We start from the raw sequence: 24,020 nt of genomic DNA on the forward strand, positions 1-24,020 counted from the left end.
GCCCGCCTCCCTGCCCCGCGAAGGTGCTTTGTCGGCCCGCGCGCCCCGGCGGCGACGTCGATCGCGCGCAGACGGGTGAGAGACGGTCCTGAGATATTTGTATTTTGGAAGAGACGCTTTTCGCGATTATTCGCGGTGTCATTCGGTAAATGCCGGAAATTCCCTCAAATCACATTTCGAATGAGTCTATACGCGGTCGAATGACCATAGAAATACATCAGATTTTTTGATTGTGCCTGAGAAAAACTTGTTATGATCCTGCGATACGCTCGATCTGTCGGGCCGTCGGAGGTGAAGCATGATGCGGGTGCGGGACCTGTCGATCCGGACGACCATGTGTCTCGTCCTCGTCGCCATGGCGACGATCATGCTGGCCTTCGCGACGGGCGCCGTGCGGGAGGCGCAGGAGCAGGCGGCGGAGGCCGAGCAGGTCATCACCCTGGTGCGGGCGAGCCGCGCCCTTCTCCAGACCCTGAACGTGGCCCGGTTCGAACGGGGGGCGACGCTGCAATTCCTCGCCGCCGCCGAGCCCGTCGAGGCCGAGACCCGCGCGTCGCTCTACGCGGACCGGCAGCGGGTGATCGCCGGGCTGGCCGAAGCACAGCCCCTCCTCGACGGGCTGGGTCTCCCCGCCGTGACTGCGACCCTCGGCCCCCTGCGGGCTGCCGGCGGACGCGTCGAACGCCTCCGGCCGCGGGTCGACGCGGCCCTGAAGCTGTCGGGATCCCAGCGGGATGGCGCGGTGACGACCGAGGCGAAGGCCGACTTCCAGGAGATGCTCGATGCCCTGATCGCCACGAGCGATGCCGTGGATGCCGCGATCCCGCTGTCCGACGGCATCCTCCGACGCGACCTCGCCCTCAAGCGGGCGGCCTGGTCGACGCGCATGGCCAACGGAGCCGTCGCCCTGCGCGTGCAGACGTCCCTGGCAGCCGGGACGGCCTGGACGCTGGACGAGACCGTGGCGGCCGCCGAGGAGCGGGGACGTCTCGACGCGGCCTGGAGATCGGCCATCGAGGCCGCTTCGGAGATGTCCGAGACGGTTCGCGCGGCGTTCCGCCGGGCCCGGGAGAACAATTTCGAGGGCCCGTCCCTGGCCCGCCGGTCCGCAGTGGCGACCGCGCTGGGCCGCGGCACGCCGCCGGGTCTGACGCTCGCGCAGGCGCGCAAGCTCGATACGCCCGAGCAGGTCACCCTCGTCGACCTCGCCTTCGTCTGCCTCGACGAGATGATCGCGCGGGCCGAGACCCTGTCCGGCGCGGCCCGGCGCGTCCTGCTGCGCGATGGGGCGGCCCTGCTGGCAACCCTGCTCCTGGTCGCGCTCGCCCTGATCGTGCTCTTCCGCGGGGTGCTGCGGCCGATCCGGGCGATCACCGCGACGATGGAGGCCCTGGCGGCCGGCGATGCCGACGTCGCGCTCCCAAGCCTGGACCGGCGCAACGAGATCGGCGCCATGGTCCGGGCCGTGCAGGTCTTCAAGGACAACCTGATCCGGTCCCGTCACCTCGAAGCCGAGGCCGAAGAGGCCCGGCAGGCCGCCGAGGCGCGGCGCCGCAGCGGACTGCGCGCGATGGCCGAGCGCTTCGAGCGGGCGGTCGGCGGCGTCATCGCCCAGGTCTCGGCCTCGGCCACGGCCCTGCAGGCCACCGCCGGGAGCATGACGGAGACCGCGGCCGAGAGTGCCGGGCAGTCGACAACCGTCGCCGCCGCCGCCGAGCAGGCGGCGAGCAACGTCAACACCGTGGCGGCGGCTGCCGAGGAACTCGGCACCTCCGTGCAGGAAATCGGCCGGCAGGTCGACGGCTCGGCCAATCTCGCGCGTGCGGCCGTCGCGGAGGCCGATCAGACCGGCGCGCTGGTCCGGGACCTGAGCGAGGCCGTGTCGCGGATCGGCGACGTCGTCGGGCTGATCGCGACCATCGCGGGCCAGACGAACCTGCTGGCGTTGAACGCCACGATCGAGGCGGCGCGGGCGGGCGCCGCCGGTCGCGGCTTCGCGGTCGTCGCCGCCGAAGTGAAGGCGCTGGCCGTTCAGACCGCCCGCGCCACGGACGAGATCTCGGGCCAGATCGGGCGGGTTCAGGCCTCGACGGGCGAGGCCGTCGCGGCGATCGGGACAATCACGGCCCGGATCCGCGAGATCGACGGCGTGGCGACCTCGATCGCCGCCGCGGTGGAGCAGCAGGGCGCCGCCACTCAGGAGATCGTCCGCAACGTCGGACAGGCGGCGCAGGGCGCGGCCGCGGTCACCGGCCATATCGCCGGCGTGGCCGTAGCCTCGAGCGCGACCGAGGCGGCGGCGGGGGAAGTTCTGGCCGCGGCCGCGGCCCTGTCGGCCCAGTCCGCGCATCTGACCGCCGAGGTCGACCGGTTCCTGGACAGCGTCCGCGCCGCCTGAACGGTCCCGGAGGCTCGGGCGACCGGGCTCCCTGGCCTGGACGGGTCCGAGGCGATAGAAGGCCTCCCGACGGCCGGCGCGCACGGCGCCGGCTCCAGGGAGAAACCATGCCTCGCCTGTCCCCCCTCTTCGGAGCCGCGTTGATCGCCATGACCACAGCCGCCACTGCCGAGACCGTGACCACGCCCTCCGGCCTCAAGTATCAGGACGAGGTCGTCGGCACCGGGCCTGAGCCGAAGGCCGGCCAGCAGGTCACCGTCCAGTACACCGGCTGGCTCGACGAGGGCGGCAAGAAGGGCAAGAAGTTCGATTCGTCCCGCGACCGCAACCAGCCCTTCAGCTTCCCCCTCGGCGCCGGCCAGGTGATCAAGGGCTGGGACGAGGGCGTCGCCACCATGAAGACCGGCGGCAAGCGCACCCTGATCATCCCGCCGCAGCTCGGCTACGGCGCCCGGGGCGCCGGTGGCGTGATCCCGCCGAACGCCACCCTGATCTTCGACGTCGAACTCCTCGGCGCGAAGTAAGCGGCACGGCTGCGCGACGGCGAGAGTTTCCAGAACCATGCTGTTCGCGCAGCTGTCCGACGAGCTGTTCAAGCCGCTGGCTTCGCCGAGCCGCAGCTTCAACGCGGCCCTGCTCCTGCATCTGCACCGGCGCGTCCTCGGGGCCGAGCCGGTGCGCAAGGCCGAGCTTCTGGCCGAGATCGGCGACTTCGCCGCCGGCTGGAGCGATCCCGAGGTCAGCGGCGACGAGCCGATCTCCGCCGATCCGACCGAGCGCCGCACGGCGCTTTACCGGCGCCTCCTCGACACCGGCTGGCTGATCGAGCGCCGCGAGCGCTACGTCCCCGTCGCGGAGTTCGACCCCGAGGCGCGGCTCCTCCTGGAGGAGCTGTCCCGGCTGGAACGGGGCGAGACCCGCTCCTACGGCGGGGCCGTGCTGGAGGTTCTGGGTGGCCTCGAGAGCGCCCTGTCGGATCCGGCGAACCGCTCCGAGGCCCTCTCCAACGCCGCCCGGGGCGCGGCCGCCTTCCTGTCGCACGTGCGCGGGCTCGCGGCCGGCATGCGCAAGGTCGAGGAGCGCATCCTGCGCGAGCCCGACCGCGCCAAGACCTTCCGGCTGTTCTTCGAGGATTTCGTCGAGCGCCACCTGATCAGCGACTACCGGACGCTCCACACCCGCTTCAACCCGTTCCGCTTCCGCGCCAGCGTGGTGCGCGAGGCCGGCCGGGCGCTGCGCGACGCCCTCACCGTCCGGGCCCTGGCCGAGGGCCTCATCCGGGAGGGGCGGAGCGCCGATCTCGACGCGGCGCAGCGGGCCGTCCGGACGGATCTCGCCCAGATTCTCGCGGTGTTCGAGGGGCTCGACAACCATCTCGATGCCGTCGACGCCGTGGTGGCGCGTCTGGAGCGCCGGATCGCCTCCGCCCTGCACGTGATGGACCGCCCGGATCCGAGCGGCGTCGAGCGCGTGGCCGCGATGCTGCGCGCCGTCGGCGGGTCGGAGATCGCCCCCGACGTGCCGGGCGACGTCTCGCTGCTGCGGCCGCCCATCGGGCACGCGCATCTCCAGGCGCCGCGGGCCCGCAAGGCCGCGATCGACATGGAGCCCCTGCCCGACATCGAGGACGATCCGGTGGTCGACGCCTTCGCGGCCGCCAAGGCGGAGTTCCGGCGCCGCACCACCGTGACGCCCGAAAGCATGAGCGCCTTCGTGGAGGCCCGACTCGGAAAGGCGGTGCGGCTGCGCGGGTCGCAGATCGTGATCGCGGGCGTCGACGACTTCATCGTGTTCCAGCGCCTGCGCGAGATCGACGTGCTGTTCGACGCCAAGCTCGGCGAGCGCTACGCCGTCACCCGGCTGCCCGAGCGGGTGGCCAATGGCTGGCTCGACTGCCCGGATTTCCTTCTGGAGCGCCGCCCCTATGCTTGAGGGCTTCCGCGCGATCATCGATGGCGACGAGCCGCCGCCGCCCGGTGCAAGGGCGCCGGATGCCGAAGAGCTGAGCCGTGCCCTCCAGGTGCTTCTGAAGGGGCAGGTGATCTACGCCGAGACCCAGGGGATCGGCCGCTCCTACGAGCTCGCCCGGCACTACGCCCCGTTCTTCACCGACTACTTCGCCTGCCTCGGCTACGCGCTCACGGTCTCGCATCGCGACCAGATGGTCTCGCTGAGCCCGGCCGCCGACGCGCCCCGCCACGACATCGTCTCGGAGCGCCTGCGCAAGGACGAGACGCTGGTGCTCCTGGCGCTCCGGCTCCTCTACGAGGAGGGCCTGCGCGACCACCGGGCCGGGACTGACGGGATCGTCGACTGCACCACCGACGAGATCGTCGAGAAGATCCGCACCGTGGCGCGCAATGAGCCTCCCGAGGAGGGGCGGCTCGCCGACATCCTGCGCCTCTACGCGAAGCGCGGCGGCCTGCGCCTCGGCGAGCGCGACCGGGTCGAGCGGGTCACCCCGCTCTCGCTCCTGCCGGGGCTGACGGTGCTGGCTTCCGACGCCTGGATGGAACGCCTTCGGGCGTGGTCGGAGGCCGGGGAGGCTTGATTCCGTCGTCCGGTCGACCAGCTCGGCGCCGTCTTTGCGAGCGGAGCGAAGCAATCCAGCCAGCGCCACGATTGCCGGCGTCGCGCTGCCCTGGGTCACTTCGCTGCGCTCGCGATGACGGAGTGAGATACGTCAACCGCGACGTGCGGCCGAAACCACGTGACCGCGCTCAGGCCGCCCGGACGGTCGCCAGGAAGTGCTCCACCTCGCTGCCGAGATGGGCCGCCTGCCGGGCCATCTCGGAGGCCGAAGCCAGGACCTGCGCGGCGGCCGCCCCGGTCTCCTCGGCGGCGCCCGCGACGCCGCTGACATTGGCGGTGACGGATTCGGTCCCGGTCGCCGCCTCGGCGACGTTGCGGACGATCTCCTGGGTGGCCGCGCCCTGCTCCTCCACCGCGGCGGCGATCGACGTCGCCATGCCGCTGATCTCGCGGATGCGGCCCGCGATGCCGTCGATGGCCTGGACGGCCTGGCCGGTCGAGCCCTGGATCTGCGCGATCTGGGCCGAGATCTCGGCCGTGGACTTGGCGGTCTGGTCGGCCAGCGCCTTCACCTCGGTGGCGACGACCGCGAAGCCGCGTCCCGCGGCGCCGGCCCGGGCGGCCTCGATCGTGGCGTTCAGCGCCAGCAGGTTGGTCTGACTGGCGATGGCCGAGATCAGGTCCACCACCTCCCCGACCCGGCGCGCGCCGGTGCTCAGGGCCTGGACGAGATCGGCCGTGGCGGCCGCCTCGCGGACGGCGGCCTGCGCCAGATCCGCCGAGGAGCCGACCTGACGGCCGATCTCGTTGACCGAGGAGCCCAGTTCCTCGGCGGCCGCCGCGACCGTGGTCACGTTGCTGGAGGCCTCCTCGGCGGCGGCCGCCGCGCTGGTCGACTGGCCGGCCGTCTGCGTCGCCGTCGCGGTGAGGCTCTGGGCCGTGGATTGGAGCTGCGTCGCTGCCGACGTCACCGAGCCGACGATACCGCCGATGGCCGACTCGAACCGGTCGGCGAGTTCGCGCGTCGCCTGCCGGCGCTGGGCCTCGGCGCCGGCCCGGGCCTGCGCGGTCTCGGCCTCGAGGGCGCGGGCGTGCAGCAGGTTCTCCCGGAAGACCGCGACGGTCGCCGACATGGCGCCGATCTCGTCCCGCCGCGCCGCGTAGGGGATCTCGGCCTGCGTGTCGCCGTCGGCGAGGCGCCGCATGGACCGCGTCATCCCCGCGAGCGGCCGCGACACGCCCGTGAAGGCGTACAGCATGGCGCCCAGCGCGATGACGAAGCTGACGAGCAGGCTCACGATGGTGGTCCGGACCGCGTCCGCTTGGCTGTCGCGGGCCGTGCGCCCGGCCGCCTCGCCGTTCCTGATGTTCAGGTCGGCCAGAGCGCGGGTCGCGGTCGAGGCCGCGAGATAGTTGGCGTTCATCGGCCCGCGGAAATAGGCGAGCGCCTGATCGTGCTGATCGGCCGGGAAGGCGCGCAGACGGGTCCAGTCGGCCTGCTGCACCGCGAGCTTGGCGAGCAGGTCGTCGTAGATCGCCTGTTCCTCCTTCGACGCCACCAGGGTGCGGTAGGCCTCGGCCTTCGCCTGGCGGTTCCGCATCATCTCGTCCGCGCTCTTCAGGCTGGTCGCGCGCTCCGATTCGGTATCCGCCGTCACGTAGCGGAACTGCCACAGTCGCGAGCGCATCACGAGGGCGTTGATCGCCTGGGCCTCGTTGATCGACGGCACGGCGTTGTCGATCAGCTCCGCGAGCCGCTGGTCGACCGCCTGCATCTTGTAGAGAGTCACGCCGCCCTGAACCAGCGCCGCCAGGAGCAGGAGGGCGAAGAGGCCGCTGAGTTTTGCTTTGAGACTGAGACGCATCGGTCGGTTCCGGTCGTGCGGACGAGACCGGCAGGACATGAACAGGTTGTGCTAATAGTGTCATAACCTGAGGTAGGATCGGGCTTCAGAGGTTCGCGCGTGTCGGCTTGCATACGCGGCCGAGTCCGGCCAACTGGGCCCAACATTCCTCGCCATCGGCCCGACCCACCCACATCGTGTACGTCCTCACCGACATCGCCATCTCCAACTGGTACCTGATCCGCCGCGAGCAGATCCGGCTGCGCGGTGCCGCCGCGCTGGTCGGGCCGACGGGGGCCGGGAAATCGACGATCTTCGATGCGGTCGGCACGGTGCTGGCCGGCAACAACGCCAGCCGCCTCGCCCTCAACGCCTCGGCCTCCGGGCGCAGCGCCCGAACCGTGCGCGACTATTGCTTGGGCTGGATCAGCGACCCGGCGGAAGGCGGCCGCCCGACCCGGGAATCCTGCGAGACCGTGCTGGTCCTGGTCTTCGAGAATCCCGATTCCGGCCGCGTGGTCTCGGTCGGCCTCGCCCTGGCCGCTCGGGCCGTGGAGCCCAAGGAGACGGTGCTCTCGCGCTTCATCGCGGTCGGGCACCGGTTCGAGGTCTCCGACTACGCCCGCACCGCCCCCGGCGGCACCTACACGGCGCCCTGGAGCGAGATCGCCGCGGACCTGCGGGCCCGCGCGGCGAGCTTCACCGAGTACCGGACCTCCGGCGAACGCTTCACGGCCGATGTCCTCGCCACGCTGCGCGAGGGGGCGCCGTCGCCGGAGCCGCGCCACTTCCTGCGCAGCTTCGCCAACGCGGTGGCGTTCAAGCCGATCTTCGACACCAGCGCCTTCGTGCGCGCCTTCGTGCTCGACCCGGAGCCCTTGGACGTCGAGCGCGTGCGCCACTCCATCGCGAACTGGCGTCGGCTTCTGGAGACCATCGCCGAGCTGGAGAGCCGGCTCGGACGCCTGCGGCGCCTGCGCGACCGCTACGAAGCCTGGGGTGAGGCGGTCCTCGCTGCCGCGACGCACGAGCTGCGCGCGGCGAGCGCCGAGCTGCGCCGCCGGAGCCTCGACCTCATCGCCGTCCGGTCCCGGCTCCGGGAAGGCGCCGACACCCTGCGCATCGCCCGCGAGCGCGTCGCGGCGAGCCGCGGCTACGTCCGCGAGATCGACGGCGAGATCGCCGAGAAGAAGGCGCTGGCCACCGCGAGCGCCGCCGAGGGCCGGCTCGCCGCCTCGACGCTGGGCCTCTCCATGCTGGAGCGCGACCGGAAGGAGCTGATCGGCCGGATCGGCGATCTCGTCGGCCTCGTCGGGCAGATGGCCAAGCTCCAGCCGGTGGCCCCGATCCTGCGCCAGAGCTGCCCGCAGGCGGCCCGCCTCGCCGAGGCCTGCGCCCGGGCGGGCCTGCGTCGGGAATCCTCCCCCGAGGAGATCCTGCGCCCCGAGGGGCCGCTCGCCGAATTGGCCGACGGGCTGGTGCGCCTGCCCGATTTCGACGAGGCGCTGGAGCGGGCCGCCGAGGACGCGGCGCTGAAGGCCCGCGCCCAGGAGAGCGAGGCCGAGCGCACGGCGCCGCGCACCGGCGGCGGCCCGACCGCGCGCCTGTCCTCCGACACGGTGGCGTTCCGCGGCGAGCTGGAGCGCCGCGGCATCGACGCGGTGCCGATCTGCGAACTGGCCGAGATCGTCGACCCCACCTGGGGGCCGGCCCTCGAAGGCCTGCTGGGGCGCGCCCGCGAGGCCCTGGTGGTTCCCCCGGACCGGCTGAACGAAGCACTCGGCGTCCTGCAATCCGGCCGCGACCGGTTCCACCGCTGCATCCTGGTGAAGACCACCGACACCGCCAAGCAGCGGTCCCGCCGCTACGACGACGGTCCGCTCACCGTGATCGAGACCAGCGACCCGCACGCGGAGGCGTTCCTCGGCGTGCGGCTCGGCGGCTACGACCTCGCCCGGGACGACGCCGAACTGGCCCGCCTCGCCCGGGCGGTCGCCCCGAGCGGCCGGACCACGGCCGGGATGGCCTATTCGGTCACCCGCAGCGTCGACCTGCTGATGACCCGCGGCCATCGCGGGCCCACCGCCGACAGCCGCCGCGCCCACGAGATCGCCGTCGCCGAGGCGCGGCGCCTTCGCGGCGAGGCCGCGGTCCTGCGCGAGGCCGCCCGGACGGCGGCCGCGATCCGGGCCCGCGTCGCCCGGGGCCTCGACGACGTGGAGGCGCTCCGGGCCGAGCTCGACGGGCTCGACGGGCGGCGGCGCACGCTCCAGACCGAGCGGGAGGGTATCGAGAAGCGCGATACCGCCGGGCTCGCCGCCGAGATCGCCGCGCTGACCACCGAGCGGGTCGGCTACCTGCGGGAATTGTCGGAGGAGCTGGAGCCCAAGCTCGACCGCCTGCTCGCCGACGAGGCGGCGCTGCGCGCCCGGATGGGACCGGTGCGCGAAGCCGTCCGCGCCGCTCTGTCGGCCCGCCGCGCGGCCCTGCGCCAGCTCAGTGCCGGCGACGCCGCGCGGGTGCGCCTCGCCCGCGGCGAGCCCTTCGACCTCGGCGTGGTCGCCGAGGCGCGGCGGGCGCTGGCCGGCCTCGATGCCAAGGCGGCCGGATCCCGGGTGACCGCCGAGCGCGGCCTCGCCCGGGAGTCCGCCGAGGCCGCCCGCTCCCACGGGCGGATCGCCGAGCGGGAGCTGGCGGAGGCCTGCGCCGCCTGGCGGGTGGAGAACCCGCTCGCCTCCGGGGACGCCCCGGCGATCGACGGCTTCGCCTGGGTGCGGCGGGAATACGAGGCCGTGGAGGGGCACGAACTCCGCCGCTACAGGGCGCAGGCCGAGCGGGCCGAGGTCGAGATGCGCCGCCTGATGACCGAGGATCTGCTGACGCGCCTCGCCGACCGGTTCGAGCGGGTCCATGCCCGGCTCGCCGCCCTCAACGAGCGGCTCTCGGCGCGCAGCTTCACCGGCCAGACCTACGCGTTCGAGGCGGCGGTGGATCGCCGCTACGCCGCCGTGCACGCGCTCGCCACCGAGACCGCCCGCTCACCCGAGGCCGCGCAGGCGCTGCTCGCCGGCGAGGCGGAGGGGCAGATGGCGGCGGCGCTCGAGGAGATCACCGCGCTGATCGCCGGCGAGGAGGATGCGGCGCGGCTCGCCGATTACCGCAACTACTTCGTCTACGAGATCGGCATGCGCGACCGGGCGGGCAACCGCACCACGATGTCGGCCCGGGCGTTGCGCGGCTCCGGCGGCGAGGCCCAGGCGCCGTTCTACGTGGCGATCGCCGCCTCGCTGGCCAGCGCCTACTATCCGGGCGACCGGCCGGGCGACGAGAATCCGGGCTTGGGCCTATGCCTGCTCGACGAGGCCTTCTCGAAGCTCGACGTGCGCAACAGCCAGGCGCTGGTCGATCTGTACCGGGCCTGGGGGCTGCAGCTCCTGATCGCCGCCCCCGAGGACAAGCGCACCACGCTGACCGAGGTGATGGATACGATCGTGACGGTCTATAAGAGCCCGGATCTCACCTCGGTGCGGATCGAGGCCGAACATCCCCTCGAGGCGGCCCGGCGGGCGCTGCACGCGATCAACCCCGACCAGATCGGGATCGAGGGGTTTCGCCAGCCGGACGCGGCGGAGTGAGCGGCGCCGGGGTCGGCGCCTTCGGGCGATCAGAGCCCTCACGTTCGTGACGCGCGTCGCGACCCTTGCCTTCGGGACGTTCGGAAACGTGGTGCTCGCGGTTGCTGCGCGCCGCGCGCCAGGACAGCCGCGCCGACGCCATTACCGGGAGGGCTCACCGAGCCCGCGCAGGGCCGGGGCGGGGCTCGCGCCGCCATCCCCGGTATCCCCGTTCTTCGTCGCGCCGGGCGTCAGTTCAGGTAGGTGCGGATCCAGTTCGGCGAGAGGATCTCGCCCTCTTCGGTGATGATCCAGGGCTGCTTGGCCGGGTCGGCCAGGGCACCGGCCGCGGCCGCGATCGCCTCGCGCAGGGTGTCGTAGCGCTCGGGCTGCGCGAGCGGGGCGCTCGCCGGGGCCGTGCGCCAGATCGTCAGATCCGCGGGCCGTTCCAGAGCTTCGGTTTCCATGGGTACTCGTCCTTCCGAACCGTTTTGGACCGTTCAGATCGCCGCCGCCGGACTGGGCCGAGGAGCGGTGGCGATCGAGGGTCTGAGCGTCAATGCAAGCATCTCTGCGGCAGCTTTGCGATCAATTCGGGCGGTTTTCGAAGCCAGCACCCGGTGCCGAGGCACGAGCGTGGGCGGGGTTCGGTGTTCCATGTCCGTATTGAGCACAGCTGAGCTGCCCTGGACTTGCGAGAATTGTGGCTCCTGAATGGTGACCATTCCGTTAGCCAGTCTGCACCGGTCGCCGACGTGCGCCAGAACACGTCAGGAGCCTGTCGGCGGCGGCGCCTCTCTGTGTTGACGCCCCGATCCTGAACGCGCACTTAAGGCTTCGCCCGTCGAGGGCCTGCCTTCGCGCTTCTTTCGGAGACACCCGTGCCGGATCGTACCGTGCGCATCGTCCTCGCCGCGGTCCTGGTCCTGCTGGCGCTCTACGTCGCCCAACCCTACCTGCAACCGCTGCTCTACTCCGCCGACACGCCGCGGGCGGTGATGGCCCGCGGCGATCTGGCGCCGGCCGAGACCTCGACCGTCGCGCTGTTCGAGCGCGCGAGCCCGTCCGTCGTTCACGTTTTCGCGCAGGGGGCGGCGCAGAACCGAGACCTGCTCGACCTCGACGACCAGGGTGGCGACCAGGGCGGGACGCAGACCGGCACCGGCTTCGTCTGGGACGGCGCCGGCCACATCGTCACCAACACCCATGTCGTGCAGAACGCCGCGCAGAGCGGCGGATCGGTCTCCGTCCGGCTCGGCGACGGCGAGGTGGTCCCCGCGACCCTCGTCGGCCTGGCGCCGTCCTACGACCTCGCCGTCCTGCAGCTCGGGCGGGTGCGGCACATGCCGCCGCCGCTGGCGATCGGCACCTCGGCGGATCTGAAGGTCGGGCAATCGGCCTTCGCCATCGGCAACCCGTTCGGCCTCGACCACACCCTGACCACCGGCGTGATCAGCGCCGTGCGGCGGCGCATGCCGACCAGCGAGGGGCGCGAATTGTCCGGCGTGATCCAGACGGACGCGGCGATCAATCCCGGCAATTCCGGCGGGCCCCTCCTCGATTCCGCGGGCCGGCTGATCGGCGTCAACACCGCCATCGTCTCGCCGTCCGGCGCCAGCGCCGGGATCGGCTTCGCGATCCCCGTCGATGTCGTCAACCGCATCGTGCCGGAGCTGATCAAGGCCGGCCGGGTGCGCAATCCCGGCATCGGCATCATCGCCGCCCAGGAGGCGGCCACCGCGCGGCTCGGCATCGACGGCGTTGTGATCGTGCGGGTGCTGCCCGGCTCCCCCGCCGCGCAGGCCGGGCTGCGCGGCGTCGACCCGCAGACCGGGGATATCGGCGACGTGATCGTCGAGGCCAACGGCCGCCCGGTCCATCGGCTCGCGGACCTGACGGCGGCCATCGAGGAAGCCGGCCTCGGCGCCGGCGTGACCCTGAAGGTGGTGCGCGACGGCCGGATCCGGCAGGTCCGCGTCACCACGGCGGACGTTGCGGAGAACCGGCAATGACGCGCCTGCGCCTGGCCCTCCCCGTCATCGCCCTCCCCGTCATCCTCCTCGCCGGTGCGGCGCAGGCCGGCGAGCCGCCGGCGCGCGCGCGCCTCTGCCCGGAGAATCTGCCCGAGGGCGTGCGTCTCCCGCCGCAGCCCGGCTGCGACGCCGACGTCCGCCCGCCGAAGCCGCGCCGTCCCGGCTTCTTCGACCTGGGCGACGGGACCAGCATCCAGATCGGCGGGAGCGCCTCCGCCACCTATGGCGTGCGGCGCTGAGCGATGGTGCTGTTTGCCGGCCTGCTCGCCTGCCTGACCCTGTGGTGGCTGTCCAAGAACGGCGGTCTCGGCCGACGGATCAGGCGCGGCCTCGGGGCAGGCCTCGGCTCAGCCTTCGGCTCAGCCCTCGGACGTGTGCGGCTGCCGACCTTCGGCGCCTTCGCGCTGCTCGCCGCCGGGTTCCTGCTCCTGCGCGGGAATTTCGTCCTGGCGGCGCTGCTCGGGCTCAGCGGCGTCTGGTTGATCGAGGGGCAGGCCGCGATGACCGCGCGGCTCCGTCGCCTGATCCGGCCGGACCCCGGTCAGGGGCCCCGCGATCCTGCGGATCGCCGCTTCCGCACGACCCTGATCGACGCGCTCCTGCGCCCGGACGGCAGCCTGCGCACCGGCCGGGTCATCGCCGGGCCAAGCGCCGGCACGTCGCTCGACGCCATGCCGACCGGTGCCGTGGTCGAGCTGCTCCGGCTCTGCCGCCTTCGCGACGCCGCGGGCGCCGCCCTGCTAGAGCCGTATCTCGACCGCCGGGCGCCCGGATGGCGTGTAGACGCTGAGCGCGATCGCGACCCGCGGCCGCGCCGTCCGGCGAACCCAGGGACGATGACGCAGGAGGAGGCGTACCAGGTCCTGGGGCTTCAGCGCGGGGCGACCGCTGAGGAGATCCGGTCGGCCCACCGGTCTCTCATGAAGCGGGCTCACCCCGACCAGGGAGGCAGCGCCGAGCGGGCGGCGCGCGTCAACGCGGCCCGGGACAGGCTTCTGAACCGACATCGCTGAACTCCACGCGCGTTGTCAGAGAGATACCGATCGTCGGCCGCGGACGAACTCGGTCGCGGCCGTTCCGTGTCGGCGCGCGGGCGCGCCGGCCGGTCTCCGGAGCCTCAGCTCCGGGTGGCGAAGCAGCTGAAGCCGCTGCGCTTCAAGGCCGAGCAGGCCTCCTGGGCGGAATCCTGCTCGGCGAAGCCCGAGAAGCGGGCCCGGAACAGCGTGGTGCCGCCGTGCTCGACCTTGACGGTGTAGGGTGCGGCCTTGGAGAGGCTACCCCCCACCTTGGCGCGCGCCTCAGAGAGCATCGACCGGGCCTTGCCCTCGTCGTCCATGGCCCCGAGCTGGATCACCCAGGCGGTGGGGACGACGCGGGCGCCGGAGACCGCCTTCGGCGGCTCGTCGCGCTCGAGGGAGGCCACCCGGGCCGTGGATTTGGACGCCCCCGGGAAGGGCGGCTGGGCATTGCCGCCGCCGGCATAGGCCTGGGCCGCCTTCGGGATTCCCTGCGGCCCGGGCTTCCAGGTGCCGCCCGGCGTCGTCGTCTTCGAGGGCGACAGGTCGAGGGGCTCGCCGGTGGTGCCGGTGGTCTCGACATCCTCGTCGTCGGCGGAGGCGACCTGCGTGCGGGTCCGCGAGACCGCGTCGGCGACGACTGCCGGGCGGGCGCGCTCGGCCACTTCGGTGACGGCGGGCGCGACCCGGGCGCCGGCATAGGCCCGCGGCAGGCTGGACCGGACGAGGTCGGCCATGATCCGGTCGCGGCTCGCGCCGGACTTGCCGCCGAGCACGATCGCCACGATCTGGCGGCCGTCGGACTTCGCGGCGGTCATCAGGTTGAAGCCGGAATCCCGGGTGTAGCCGGTCTTGATCCCGTCGACGCCCTGGACGTTGCCCAGCAGGTGGTTGTGGTTGCCGATCACCCGGCCGCGGAACGCGAAGGACCGGGTCTGGAAGTAACGGTAATAGCGCGGAAACCGGTCCTGGATCGCCTGGGCGAGGACGGTCAGGTCGCGGGCGGTGGTGAGCTGGTCCGGGTCGGGCAGGCCCGAGGCGTTGGCGTAGCGCGTCCGGCTCATGCCCAGGGCATGGGCCTTGGCGGTCATCATCTGGGCGAAGCGCTCCTCGGAGCCGGCGATGTTCTCGCCGATGGCGCAGGCCACGTCGTTCGCCGACTTCGTCACGATCGCCTTGATGGCATCCTCGACCGTGATGGTCTGGCCCGGCCGCAGGCCGAGCTTCGACGGCGCCTGGGCGGCGGCGTGGGCCGAGATGGTCAGTTCGGAATCGAGGGCGAACTTGCCGCGCTCCATCTGCTCGAACAGCATGTAGAGCGTCATCACCTTGGTGATCGAGGCCGGGTGCCGCAGGGCGTCCTCGTTGACCGCGTGCAGGGTCTTGCCGCTCTTCACGTCCACGACCATCGCGGCGTAGGGCGGGTTGTAGCCGCCGGTGGCCCGGGCATGGTGTTGGTGCCGGCCGCGCCGGGCCTCGGCCGGCGAGGCCAGGGCCGTCAGGACCGCGGCGGCCAGGATCGCGGCCGGGAGCGCTGGAATCGTCCGGGAGCGGCCTACTACGCTACGCATCACGCCTGATTGCCTCGCGAGACCGGATCTGGCCGGTCGTATCCCCTGCAGAGCCTCCCGCCGATCGCGTGGCCCCGCTGCATCAGTGGAGAGTTAGGCAGGTGCAGTTACAGGCCCGTTAATGCGATCGCGGCGAATGCCGGATCGTGTCGTTCCGGCCATCGTTTACGGTCGATCGCTCGCGGACCGTCACCGGCCTGCCAACCCATGCCGGTTGCGGCCGACGGGTCTTACCCGCCCGAGCTTGACGCTGGCTGTCGCGCCGCACACTCTCGCGCCGATCCGAAGAGGTCGGTCACGGGTGGCCGGCAGGTTCGGCGGCGGTCTGGAGATCGGCGATGCAGAGGCCCCCTGCCCTTCCGTTGAGCCCGGTCGTCTCCGGGTTCAGAACGCCCCTTCATCGGTTCGGGATCGTGAGTCGGGCGGCCCAGACCCTCGGGATCACGTATGCCGACTCGTTCAAGACGGCGTTCGACGATCTCGGGGCTACCTCGCGGGCGCTGGCGGCGGCCCGCGGCCCGGCCGAACTCGTGGCGGTTCAGGCCGCTTATCTGAACCGGGCCGGCGCGCGCGCCACGGCCCGTTCTGCCGCGGCCGGCGACATGATCCTCGGCCTCACCGGCGCATTTCTGCGGCCGAAGGCAGCGCTCGACGGCGCGCCCCGTCCCGGATCGGCGCAGACGTGAGCCGCTGGCGCATGATCAGCGAGGCGGACAAGTGCGCACAGGCGTCTGGCGAAGTCGGCTCACCGTCTGTAGATTAACGGCCGTGGAGCCGAGCGCTGCTCCCGGCAGGCCAGGACTGGATCGGCCGTCAGGGCCGGCGGCGCCCGCTCCAATCGAGGGATCGGTTCGACGCACATGACACAGGTCCCCATGCAGGGCACCGCGAGTTCGACGAAGGTTCACTGGCCGGCGCGCAAAGCGGTCACGGCGTCCGGCTCGCGCGCCCCTGGCGGCGACGACCGGTCCAACACGGCGATCATCACCCGCACCAAGCCGCGGACCAAGCGGCCGAGCCTGTACCGGGTACTCCTTCTGAACGACGACTATACGCCGATGGAGTTCGTGGTCCTGGTGGTCGAGCGGTTCTTCAACAAGAGCCACGAGGACGCCTACCACATCATGATGCACGTGCATCAGAACGGGGTCGGCGAGTGCGGCGTCTTCACCTACGAGGTGGCGGAGACCAAGGTGACGCAGGTCATGGACTTCGCGCGCAAACACCAACATCCTCTCCAGTGCGTTATGGAAAAGAAATAGGCGCCGCTCGCGGTAGGCACCCACACAGAGGCCAGCTTTGCCAAGCTTCTCACGCAGCCTAGAACAAGCTCTCCACCGCGCCCTGGCGCTGGCCGGAGAACGCCGGCACGAATACGCGACGCTGGAGCATCTCCTGCTCGCCCTCGTGGACGATCAGGATGCGGCCGCGGTCATGCGTGCCTGCAACGTCGAGATCGACACGCTCAAGCGCAGCCTGGTCGACTATGTCGACACGGAACTCTCCAACCTCACCGGGGACGGACGGCAGGACGCCAAGCCCACGGCGGGCTTCCAGCGCGTGATCCAGCGGGCGGTGATCCACGTCCAGTCCTCCGGTCGCGAGGAGGTGACTGGCGCCAACGTGCTCGTGGCGATCTTCGCCGAGCGCGAGAGCCACGCCGCCTACTTCCTGCAGGAGCAGGACATGACCCGCTACGACGCGGTCAACTACATCAGCCACGGCATCGCCAAGCGCCCGGGCGCCTCCGAGGCGAAGCCCGTGCGCGGTGCCGAGGACGAGGGTGCCGCCGAGCGTCCGAGCGACGAGGGGGATCCCCGCGGCGGCGCGAAGAAGAAGGGCGACGCGCTCGACGCCTACTGCGTCAACCTCAACAAGAAGGCCCGCGACGGCAAGATCGACCCGCTGATCGGCCGCGAGACCGAGGTCCAGCGGACCATCCAGGTCCTGTGCCGCCGGCAGAAGAACAACCCGCTGCTCGTGGGTGACCCGGGCGTCGGCAAGACCGCCATCGCGGAGGGGCTGGCCCGCAAGATCATCCAGCACGAGGTGCCGGAGGTCCTGGCCGACGCGACCGTCTTCTCCCTCGACATGGGCACGCTGCTCGCCGGCACCCGCTACCGGGGCGACTTCGAGGAGCGCCTCAAGCAGGTGATGAAGGAGATCGAGGCGCACCCGAACGCCATCATGTTCATCGACGAGATCCACACGGTGATCGGTGCCGGTGCGACCTCGGGCGGAGCCATGGACGCGTCGAACCTGCTCAAGCCGGCGCTGGCCTCGGGCACGCTGCGCTGCATCGGCTCGACCACCTACAAGGAGTACCGCCAGTACTTCGAGAAGGACCGCGCCCTGGTGCGCCGGTTCCAGAAGATCGACGTCAACGAGCCGTCGATCCCCGACACGATCGAGATCGTGAAGGGCCTGCGCCCGTATTTCGAGGAGTTCCACAAGCTCAAGTACACGACCGAGGCCGTGAAGGCCGCAGTGGAGCTGTCGGCGCGCTACATCAACGACCGCAAGCTGCCCGACAAGGCGATCGACGTGATCGACGAGACGGGGGCCTCGCAGATGCTCGTGCCGGAGGCCCGCCGCAAGCGCACCATCGGCATCAAGGAGATCGAGGCGACCATCGCCACGATGGCCCGGATCCCGCCGAAGACCGTCTCGAAGGACGACGCGGTGGTGCTCCAGCACCTGACCGAGAACCTGAAGCGCGTGGTCTACGGCCAGCCGAACGCCATCGAGGCCCTGACCTCGGCGATCAAGCTGGCCCGGGCCGGGCTGCGCGACCCGGACAAGCCGATCGGCTCGTATCTGTTCGCGGGACCGACCGGCGTCGGCAAGACCGAGGCCGCCAAGCAGCTCGCCGCGTCGCTGGGCGTCGAGATGCTGCGCTTCGACATGTCGGAATACATGGAGCGCCACACGGTGAGCCGCCTGATCGGCGCGCCCCCCGGCTACGTGGGCTTCGACCAGGGCGGCCTGCTCACCGACGGGATCGACCAGCACCCGCATTGCGTGCTGCTCCTCGACGAGATCGAGAAGGCCCACCCGGACCTGTTCAACATCCTGTTGCAGGTCATGGACCACGGGAAGCTGACCGACCACAACGGCAAGCAGGTCGATTTCCGCAACGTCATCATCATCATGACGTCGAATGCGGGTGCCTCGGATCTGGCGAAGGCGGCCTACGGCTTCACCCAGTCGAAGCGTTCCGGCGACGACGTGGAGGCGATCAACCGGTTGTTCGCGCCGGAATTCCGCAACCGCCTCGACGCGATCATCTCGTTCGGCCACCTGCCGAAGGAGGTGGTGGCCAAGGTGGTCGACAAGTTCGTCCTCCAGCTCGAGGCGCAGCTCGCCGACCGCAACGTCACGATCGAGCTCTCGGACGAGGCCCGCGACTGGCTGGTGGAGCATGGCTACGACGACGCGATGGGCGCCCGCCCGATGGCCCGGCTGATCCAGTCGACCATCAAGACGCCCCTCGCCGACGAGGTTCTGTTCGGCAAGCTGAAGGATGGCGGTGCGGTCCGCGTGGTCGTGCGCAAGCCGGAGGATGCCGAGGCCAAGTCGGGCGCCAAGGACAGCCTGGGCTTCGATTTCCCGGCCGGCCCCGTCACGCCCAAGCCCGAGAAGGACGTGACCAACGCCGCCAAGCGCCACAAGCGGGCCAAGCCCCGCGCCGCGGCGCGCAAGAAGACGCCGAAGGACAACAAGGGCGGCGGCGGCAGCTCGGGCGGCGGCGTCCGGACCGTGCCGAAGGTGCCACTCGTGCGCGCCTAATGGTGTGCATGCCGGCTGGCGGCCTTCCGGACTAGGGGCCGCCGGTCTATGACCGCCGCGACGCGAAAGCGCCGCGGCGAGGAGGCGCCCGATGACAGACAACCTGCACGAGGGACCCCTGTCCCCCGTCGCGCAGCCGGCGCCCCCCAAGAAGCTGACCCGGCGCGAGGAGCGGCGGCGGCGTCGTCAGCGGCGTCGGCGCGGCGAGGAGGTGCTCGCCTGGGTGCTCGTGCCGCTGATCTGCGTCGGCATCTACCTGGGCATCAGCGCCGGTTTCGACTTCTTCGGCACATCGCCCGGCCAGGTCTGGGACCAGCTGATGCAGGTCAAGGCCATGATGGAGAAGCGCTCGGGCAGCCCGGGGGCGCGCGGCTAGCGCACCGCTTTCGGTCCGCGCGCCGTGGACTGGAGCCGGGATGACTCCGAGCGGGTGCGCCATGAGACCGACCCGACGCACAGTCCTCACCTCCGCCCTCGTAGCGGCCCCGGCACTGCGCGCCTGGGCCCGCACCGGCCCGGTGGTCATCGTCGGTGCCGGGGCGGCGGGGCTGGCGGCGGCATCGGCGTTGCGGAGCGCCGGACGTAGCTTCATCCTGGTCGAGGCACGGGACCGGATCGGCGGGCGCGCCTTCACCGACACGGCGCTCGGTGCGGCGTATCCGTTCGATGCCGGCGCCGAGTATATCCATTGGGCCGAGCGCAATCCCTGGGCGCCCATCGCCCGGGCCGCCAAGGCCCGCTTCGCCGGCGAGGAAGGCTGGGCGCGCAAGCTCGTGATCGACGGTCGCCCCGCCACCGAAGCCGAGATGGCGAACCGGCGTGCCGGCTTCTCGGGGCTCGACGCGCTCCTCGTTCCGAAGGCGGCCGACATCTCGTTGGCGGAAGCGGCCGGAATCGGCGGCCCGATGGCCGTGCAGGCCGCAGCCGGTCTCAGCCGGCTCTCGCTCGGCGAGGATCCCGAGCGCGTCTCGGCCATGGATTACGACCGGCTCTGGTCCGGCACGGACCTCTGGGTCGACGGCTACGGCGCCCTGGTGGCGCACCATTTCGCCGACCTGCCGGTGCGGCTCGGCTGCCCGGTTCACGCGATCGACTGGTCCGGACAGGACGTCCGCATCGAGACGGGGTGTGGCACCCTCACGGCAGCCGCGGTGATCGTGACGGTGCCGGTGGGCGTGCTGAAGGCCGGTCGCGTGGCCTTCACCCCAGCCCTGCCGGCCAGCACGCAGGCGGCTCTCGATGGATTGCGCATGGGCGCCTACACAAAGATCGGCTTGCGCCTCGACCCGGCGAAGCTCGATCCGGCGACCGTGGGTGATGCGGTGTCGCTGGCAAAGGGCGGACCGACGATCTACTTCGAGATGAAGCCGTTCGGCCGGTCCCTGACGGTGGCCAATCTCGGGGGCGATCTCGCCCGCGACCTGTGCCGCGCCGGCGAGGCGGCGGCCGTGGCGCTGGCCACAGAGCGCCTGGTCGCGATCCTCGGCGCGGACGCCCGGGACGCGGTCGTGGCGGGGCGGCTCGCCGGCTGGTGGACGGATCCGTACGCCCTCGGATCGTACGCGATCGTCGCCCCCGGCCACGCGGAGGCCCGGGACCGCCTGCGTGACCCGGTGGGGGGACGCGTGTTCTTCGCCGGAGAGGCGCTGGCCGGCGGCGGGGCCATGACGGTGGGCGGGGCCACGCTGGACGGCGCGCGCGCCGCCCGCGACGTTCTGAAGGCGCTGTCGACCTGAGAGGGCGCGCGCGCCGTCTCTGCCCTGGAGGCCGGACGGGACCGCCCGGCCTCAGCCCGTCGCGGCGCGGCTCGAAAGCGGCACGACCGGTGCCGCGCGTGAGGACCGTCGCCGGATCGCCGCCACAGCGAGGGGTTCGGCGCGCCCCCGCAGGGCATGGGCACCGAGATCGTCCGCAATCAGGTCGTCGGGCAGTTCTCCGATCCGGTCGAGGAGATCGGCGGAAACCAGCACGTGCACCCCGAGGGTCTTCGACAGGGCCTCGAGCCGCGCGGTCGTGTTCACGACGTCGCCGAAATACGCGATCTTGTGCCGCTCCAGCCCGATCTCGGCGGTGACCACCGGGCCGCAATGCAGGGCGGCGCGGAATTGCGGGACTTGGCCGAAGCGGCTGCGCCAGCTTGCGGCCTCCGCGGCCAGACGCGCCTCGAAGTCGAAGACGCAGCGCAGGCAGGCCGCATCGCGCAACCCCCGGTCCAGCGGCCAGGTCACCAGCGCCAGATCGCCGATGTAATCGTCGATGGAGCCGCGGGCGCGCGACACCGGCAGCGCCAGGGCGTTGAACACTTGGCCGAGATAGGCCTGGGCCTCCCGGTCGCCGTAGCGATCGGCGAAGTGCGTCGAGCCCGTCACGTCGAGGAACAGGAAGATGCGCTCCTCGCTGATCGGCCGGTGATAGCGCCCGATCAGCAGGTTGGCGAACACGCCGGGACCGATCAGGTCGCGGACGCGGAACACGAACACCACGAGGGCCGAGATGCCGAGCGCGTAGAGGAGGCCCGTATCGGTCATCAGCATCGCGTTCCGCGCGCTGTACATGAAGCGGAACAGCTTGTTCAGAACGGTGCTGGCGACCGCATTCCCGATCACGATCAGCCCGATATAGAGGGCCACCGTGGCGATCAGGAACAGCGGCGTCGCGAGGGCGCGGATGCGGTCGCGCAGGCGCGGGGCCAGCAGCCTGCGCTCGTAGAGCAGGATCGGCGTGCCGATGATCGCGCCGCGGATCGCCGCGCCGGTCAGGGGACCGACGTCGAAGAGCGTCCCGTAGAGCAGTCCCGCGAGCGCCCCCAATCCAGGCGCCACCAGAAGGAACCAGGGCGGCCCGATACGCATGGGGCGGCCCCGGCCTTGTCCTCAGTCCAGCCGGAGGGCGTGGACCGAGAAGAGCTGGTCCGGATCCGTCCAGACCTTCAGCCATGTCCAGCCGGCCCGCTCGGTGAGGGCGCGGAACGTGGCCACTGTGTACTTGTAGCTGCTTTCCGTGTGGATCGTCTCGCCTGCCGCAAAGGCGAAGGTGTCGCTGCCGACCCGCACGGCCTGCGCGTCACGGGCCACGAGGTGCATCTCGATCCGCGAGGCGTTGGGGTTGGACACCGCCCGGTGGCTGAACGCGTCCGGCTCGAAGCGGCCCGCGAGTTCCCGGTTGATCCGCGTCAGGAGGTTGAGGTTGAAGGCCGCCGTGACTCCCTGAGCGTCGTCGTAGGCATTCTCCAGAACCGCGGCATCCTTCACGAGGTCGACGCCGACGATCATGTGGGCGCCCGGGCCGAGGATCCGTCCGAAGCGGTGCAGCAAACCCTCGGCCTCATGCGGATCGAAATTGCCGATGGTCGAGCCCGGGAAGAAGCCGGCCCGCGGGAGGCCGTCGAGACTGTCCGGCAGGTTGAAGTCCTGGGTGAAGTCAGCGACCACCGGTTCGACCCGCAGATGCGGAAAGTCGCCCCGGAGCCCCTCGGCCTGCGCCCGCAGGAACTCGCCCGAGACGTCCACGGGCACATAGGCCGCGAGCGTGTCGAGATGGCCGAGCAGGCGACGGAGCTTGACGGTCGAGCCGCTGCCGAACTCGACCAGCGCCGCATGCGCGGGCAGCAACGTCGCCATCTCCGGGCCGCTGGCCTCCAGGATGCCGATCTCCGTACGGGTCGGATAATATTCCGGAAGCTGGGTGATCTCTTCGAACAGAGCGGATCCGGCCGCGTCGTAGAAGTACTTCGGCGAGAGCGCCTTCTGGGGTTTCGACAGGCCCGTCCGGACGTCGTCGAGGAACGACAGGGGCGCCGCGTCCAGCGTGACCGGCGTCGCGTCGGGGAAGGTGGGCTTGATGGTCAAGGGCAGCTCCGGAGGGCGTCAGGCGGCATCGGCCAGGCGCAGGCCCGTGAATTGCCAGCGCTGGTGCGGATAGAAGAAATTGCGGTACGGCAGCCGGGCATGACCCTCGGGTGTCGCCACCGACGAGCCGCGCAGCACGAACTGGTTGGCCATGAACTTGCCGTTGTACTCGCCGAGGGCCCCCGGGAGCGGCCGGTAGCCCGGGTAGGGCATGTAGGCGCTGCGGGTCCATTGCCAGACGAGGCCGAAGGCGTCCGGCAGAGTATTGTCCCGGGCCGCGACCTCCCACTCGAACTCGGTCGGCAGGAACCGGCCGGCCCAGCGGGCATAGGCGTCGGCCTCGTAGTAGCTGATGTGGGTGACGGGCGCGTCGAGATCCACAGGCCGCTGGCCGCCGAGGGTCATGGTCGCCCACCCCTCCCCGTCCCGGCGCCAGTAGCCGGGCGCCTCCCAGCCCTCCGCCGGACCGGCATACCAGCCGTCCGAGAGCCACAGCTCGGGCTTGGCATAGCCGCCGTCCTCCATGAAGCCGAGCCACTGGCGGTTGGTCACCAGCGCCCGGTCGATGCGGCCGGCCGGGATCAGCGTCTCGTGGCGCGGGGATTCGTTGTCGAACGAGAACCCCTCTCCCGTGTGGCCGATCCAGGCGATCTCCCGGCGGAGCTCGACCTGACCGCGCTGCGCGGCTGCGTCCGGGAAGCGCCAGTCCGGATCGTAGGCGGGATTGAGCGGATTCTGCGCGAAGGCGTGGAGGATGTCGGTGAGGAGCAATTCCTGGTGCTGCTGCTCGTGATAGAGGCCGATCTCCAGGATCGGCAGCACCATCTCCAGGGCGCGATCGGAGGCTTGGCTCAGCAGGGTCTCGACGGCGCGGTCGACATGGGCCCGGTAGGCAGCGACCTCGGCCATGGTCGGGCGGGTGATCATGCCCCGCTGGATGCGCGGCTGCCGCGGGCCGGCCGCCACGTAGTACGAGTTGAAGAGGTAGTGTAGCCGCGCGTCGTAGATGGCGTAGCCCGGCAGATGCTCCCGCAGCAGGAACTGCTCGAAGAACCACGTGACATGCGCCCGGTGCCACTTGGTCGGGCTCGCATCCGCCATGGACTGGACCTGCTGGTCCTCGGGCGAGAGCGGTGCGGCGCGGCGCTCGGTCTCGTTCCGGACCTGCCGGAAGGCCGCGATCCACGCGGCGCGATCGATCGGTCGTGCGGTGACGGGCGGCGGCGGAAAGTCCGGTGCCCGGGGGTCGTGCGTCTCGTCCGGACGCAGTGCGGCCGTCGCTGCCATGACGATGATCCCCTTAATCCTGCCGCACCGAGAACCATTTCCTCGATTCCGGGCCGGCCGGCAGAAGATATGTCCCGGTTGTGGTCCG

At 71.4% G+C, this 24,020-nt stretch carries 19 protein-coding genes; 13 read left to right on the top strand and 6 right to left on the bottom strand.

Annotated elements, in window-relative coordinates:
• The first annotated feature begins 301 nt into the window (after positions 1–301).
• From PQI07_RS34600 to PQI07_RS34615, 4 genes are all read left to right on the top strand, one after another.
• Complete coding sequence (locus PQI07_RS34600) at positions 302–2,398, top strand: methyl-accepting chemotaxis protein (RefSeq protein ID WP_274929156.1); 2,097 nt, start codon at positions 302–304, stop codon at positions 2,396–2,398.
• 107 nt (positions 2,399–2,505) lie between these two features.
• Positions 2,506–2,922, top strand: coding sequence for an FKBP-type peptidyl-prolyl cis-trans isomerase (locus PQI07_RS34605; protein ID WP_043345483.1), 417 nt, complete (start codon positions 2,506–2,508; stop codon positions 2,920–2,922).
• Positions 2,923–2,959: 37 nt separating this feature from the next.
• Positions 2,960–4,330 (top strand): Wadjet anti-phage system protein JetA family protein, encoded by a 1,371-nt coding sequence (locus PQI07_RS34610; protein WP_043345481.1) that lies wholly within the window; start codon positions 2,960–2,962, stop codon positions 4,328–4,330.
• A complete protein-coding gene (locus PQI07_RS34615) occupies positions 4,323–4,949 on the top strand; it encodes a DUF4194 domain-containing protein (RefSeq protein WP_043345479.1) in 627 nt (208 codons plus the stop codon). The genes PQI07_RS34610 and PQI07_RS34615 overlap by 8 nt, the downstream gene beginning before the upstream one ends.
• A gap of 169 nt (positions 4,950–5,118) precedes the next feature.
• Here PQI07_RS34615 and PQI07_RS34620 read toward each other — a convergent pair whose 3' ends face one another.
• Positions 5,119–6,795, bottom strand: a complete 1,677-nt coding sequence (locus PQI07_RS34620; protein ID WP_274929097.1) for a methyl-accepting chemotaxis protein — start codon at positions 6,793–6,795, stop codon at positions 5,119–5,121.
• Between the two features lie 176 nt (positions 6,796–6,971).
• Here PQI07_RS34620 and PQI07_RS34625 point away from each other — a divergent pair, with 176 nt between their 5' ends.
• Complete coding sequence (locus tag PQI07_RS34625) at positions 6,972–10,409, top strand: SbcC/MukB-like Walker B domain-containing protein (protein WP_053610950.1); 3,438 nt, start codon at positions 6,972–6,974, stop codon at positions 10,407–10,409.
• Between the two features lie 230 nt (positions 10,410–10,639).
• On the opposite strand, the gene PQI07_RS34630 is transcribed toward PQI07_RS34625, so the two are convergent.
• A complete protein-coding gene (locus PQI07_RS34630) occupies positions 10,640–10,855 on the bottom strand; it encodes a hypothetical protein (RefSeq protein ID WP_043352013.1) in 216 nt (71 codons plus the stop codon).
• Positions 10,856–11,269: 414 nt separating this feature from the next.
• On the opposite strand from PQI07_RS34630, the gene PQI07_RS34635 reads away from it, so the two are divergent.
• Genes PQI07_RS34635 through PQI07_RS34645 form a run of 3 tightly spaced genes read left to right on the top strand, consistent with a single transcriptional unit; the run spans position 11,270 to position 13,434 of the window.
• Positions 11,270–12,400 (top strand): S1C family serine protease, encoded by a 1,131-nt coding sequence (locus PQI07_RS34635; protein ID WP_043388664.1) that lies wholly within the window; start codon positions 11,270–11,272, stop codon positions 12,398–12,400.
• The gene (locus PQI07_RS34640; protein WP_274929098.1) at positions 12,397–12,660 is read left to right on the top strand and encodes a hypothetical protein; all 264 of its coding nucleotides are present in this window, start codon (positions 12,397–12,399) and stop codon (positions 12,658–12,660) included. Before PQI07_RS34635 ends, PQI07_RS34640 begins: the two co-directional genes overlap by 4 nt.
• Positions 12,661–12,663: 3 nt before the next feature.
• A complete protein-coding gene (locus tag PQI07_RS34645; RefSeq protein ID WP_043352007.1) occupies positions 12,664–13,434 on the top strand; it encodes a J domain-containing protein in 771 nt (256 codons plus the stop codon).
• 104 nt (positions 13,435–13,538) lie between these two features.
• On the opposite strand, the gene PQI07_RS34650 is transcribed toward PQI07_RS34645, so the two are convergent.
• The gene (locus PQI07_RS34650) at positions 13,539–15,008 is read right to left on the bottom strand and encodes a D-alanyl-D-alanine carboxypeptidase (RefSeq protein ID WP_043352005.1); all 1,470 of its coding nucleotides are present in this window, start codon (positions 15,006–15,008) and stop codon (positions 13,539–13,541) included.
• Positions 15,009–15,346: 338 nt separating this feature from the next.
• On the opposite strand from PQI07_RS34650, the gene PQI07_RS34655 reads away from it, so the two are divergent.
• The 5 genes from PQI07_RS34655 to PQI07_RS34675 all read left to right on the top strand — a co-directional run bounded on the left by PQI07_RS34655 (position 15,347) and on the right by PQI07_RS34675 (position 20,533).
• Positions 15,347–15,694 carry a phasin family protein gene (locus PQI07_RS34655; RefSeq protein WP_043352003.1) on the top strand — a complete coding sequence of 116 codons (348 nt, stop codon included), beginning with the start codon at positions 15,347–15,349 and terminating at the stop codon, positions 15,692–15,694.
• Positions 15,695–15,883: 189 nt separating this feature from the next.
• Complete coding sequence (gene clpS / locus PQI07_RS34660) at positions 15,884–16,270, top strand: ATP-dependent Clp protease adapter ClpS (RefSeq protein WP_043352001.1); 387 nt, start codon at positions 15,884–15,886, stop codon at positions 16,268–16,270.
• Between the two features lie 37 nt (positions 16,271–16,307).
• On the top strand, positions 16,308–18,797 hold the full coding sequence (gene clpA, locus PQI07_RS34665; protein WP_043388654.1) for an ATP-dependent Clp protease ATP-binding subunit ClpA: 2,490 nt from the start codon (positions 16,308–16,310) through the stop codon (positions 18,795–18,797).
• Positions 18,798–18,888: 91 nt separating this feature from the next.
• Positions 18,889–19,173, top strand: a complete 285-nt coding sequence (locus PQI07_RS34670; protein ID WP_043350748.1) for a hypothetical protein — start codon at positions 18,889–18,891, stop codon at positions 19,171–19,173.
• Between the two features lie 61 nt (positions 19,174–19,234).
• On the top strand, positions 19,235–20,533 hold the full coding sequence (locus PQI07_RS34675; RefSeq protein WP_075379709.1) for a flavin monoamine oxidase family protein: 1,299 nt from the start codon (positions 19,235–19,237) through the stop codon (positions 20,531–20,533).
• A 51-nt stretch (positions 20,534–20,584) separates the two neighbouring features.
• Here PQI07_RS34675 and PQI07_RS34680 read toward each other — a convergent pair whose 3' ends face one another.
• Genes PQI07_RS34680 through egtB form a run of 3 tightly spaced genes read right to left on the bottom strand, consistent with a single transcriptional unit; the run spans position 20,585 to position 23,932 of the window.
• Positions 20,585–21,649, bottom strand: a complete 1,065-nt coding sequence (locus PQI07_RS34680) for an adenylate/guanylate cyclase domain-containing protein (RefSeq protein WP_043350754.1) — start codon at positions 21,647–21,649, stop codon at positions 20,585–20,587.
• A gap of 21 nt (positions 21,650–21,670) precedes the next feature.
• Positions 21,671–22,645, bottom strand: coding sequence for an L-histidine N(alpha)-methyltransferase (gene egtD, locus PQI07_RS34685; protein ID WP_274929099.1), 975 nt, complete (start codon positions 22,643–22,645; stop codon positions 21,671–21,673).
• Between the two features lie 18 nt (positions 22,646–22,663).
• Positions 22,664–23,932, bottom strand: a complete 1,269-nt coding sequence (gene egtB / locus PQI07_RS34690) for an ergothioneine biosynthesis protein EgtB (protein ID WP_075379706.1) — start codon at positions 23,930–23,932, stop codon at positions 22,664–22,666.
• Positions 23,933–24,020 lie beyond the last annotated feature (88 nt).

This window comes from Methylobacterium sp. 092160098-2 (assembly GCF_028920805.1).
GTDB classification, from domain to species: domain Bacteria; phylum Pseudomonadota; class Alphaproteobacteria; order Rhizobiales; family Beijerinckiaceae; genus Methylobacterium; species Methylobacterium fujisawaense.

What these genes read in the sequence shown, in the direction of transcription:
- PQI07_RS34630 (WP_043352013.1), bottom strand. Translation starts at nt 10,855, where the DNA reads ATGGAAACCGAAGCTCTGGAACGGCCCGCGGATCTGACGATCTGGCGC.
- PQI07_RS34645 (WP_043352007.1), top strand. Translation starts at nt 12,664, where the DNA reads ATGGTGCTGTTTGCCGGCCTGCTCGCCTGCCTGACCCTGTGGTGGCTG.
- PQI07_RS34600 (WP_274929156.1), top strand. Translation starts at nt 302, where the DNA reads ATGCGGGTGCGGGACCTGTCGATCCGGACGACCATGTGTCTCGTCCTC.
- PQI07_RS34670 (WP_043350748.1), top strand. Translation starts at nt 18,889, where the DNA reads ATGACAGACAACCTGCACGAGGGACCCCTGTCCCCCGTCGCGCAGCCG.
- clpS (WP_043352001.1), top strand. Translation starts at nt 15,884, where the DNA reads ATGCAGGGCACCGCGAGTTCGACGAAGGTTCACTGGCCGGCGCGCAAA.
- PQI07_RS34610 (WP_043345481.1), top strand. Translation starts at nt 2,960, where the DNA reads ATGCTGTTCGCGCAGCTGTCCGACGAGCTGTTCAAGCCGCTGGCTTCG.
- PQI07_RS34605 (WP_043345483.1), top strand. Translation starts at nt 2,506, where the DNA reads ATGCCTCGCCTGTCCCCCCTCTTCGGAGCCGCGTTGATCGCCATGACC.
- PQI07_RS34620 (WP_274929097.1), bottom strand. Translation starts at nt 6,795, where the DNA reads ATGCGTCTCAGTCTCAAAGCAAAACTCAGCGGCCTCTTCGCCCTCCTG.
- PQI07_RS34615 (WP_043345479.1), top strand. Translation starts at nt 4,323, where the DNA reads ATGCTTGAGGGCTTCCGCGCGATCATCGATGGCGACGAGCCGCCGCCG.
- PQI07_RS34655 (WP_043352003.1), top strand. Translation starts at nt 15,347, where the DNA reads ATGCAGAGGCCCCCTGCCCTTCCGTTGAGCCCGGTCGTCTCCGGGTTC.
- PQI07_RS34680 (WP_043350754.1), bottom strand. Translation starts at nt 21,649, where the DNA reads ATGCGTATCGGGCCGCCCTGGTTCCTTCTGGTGGCGCCTGGATTGGGG.
- egtB (WP_075379706.1), bottom strand. Translation starts at nt 23,932, where the DNA reads ATGGCAGCGACGGCCGCACTGCGTCCGGACGAGACGCACGACCCCCGG.
- PQI07_RS34650 (WP_043352005.1), bottom strand. Translation starts at nt 15,008, where the DNA reads ATGCGTAGCGTAGTAGGCCGCTCCCGGACGATTCCAGCGCTCCCGGCC.
- PQI07_RS34675 (WP_075379709.1), top strand. Translation starts at nt 19,235, where the DNA reads ATGAGACCGACCCGACGCACAGTCCTCACCTCCGCCCTCGTAGCGGCC.
- PQI07_RS34640 (WP_274929098.1), top strand. Translation starts at nt 12,397, where the DNA reads ATGACGCGCCTGCGCCTGGCCCTCCCCGTCATCGCCCTCCCCGTCATC.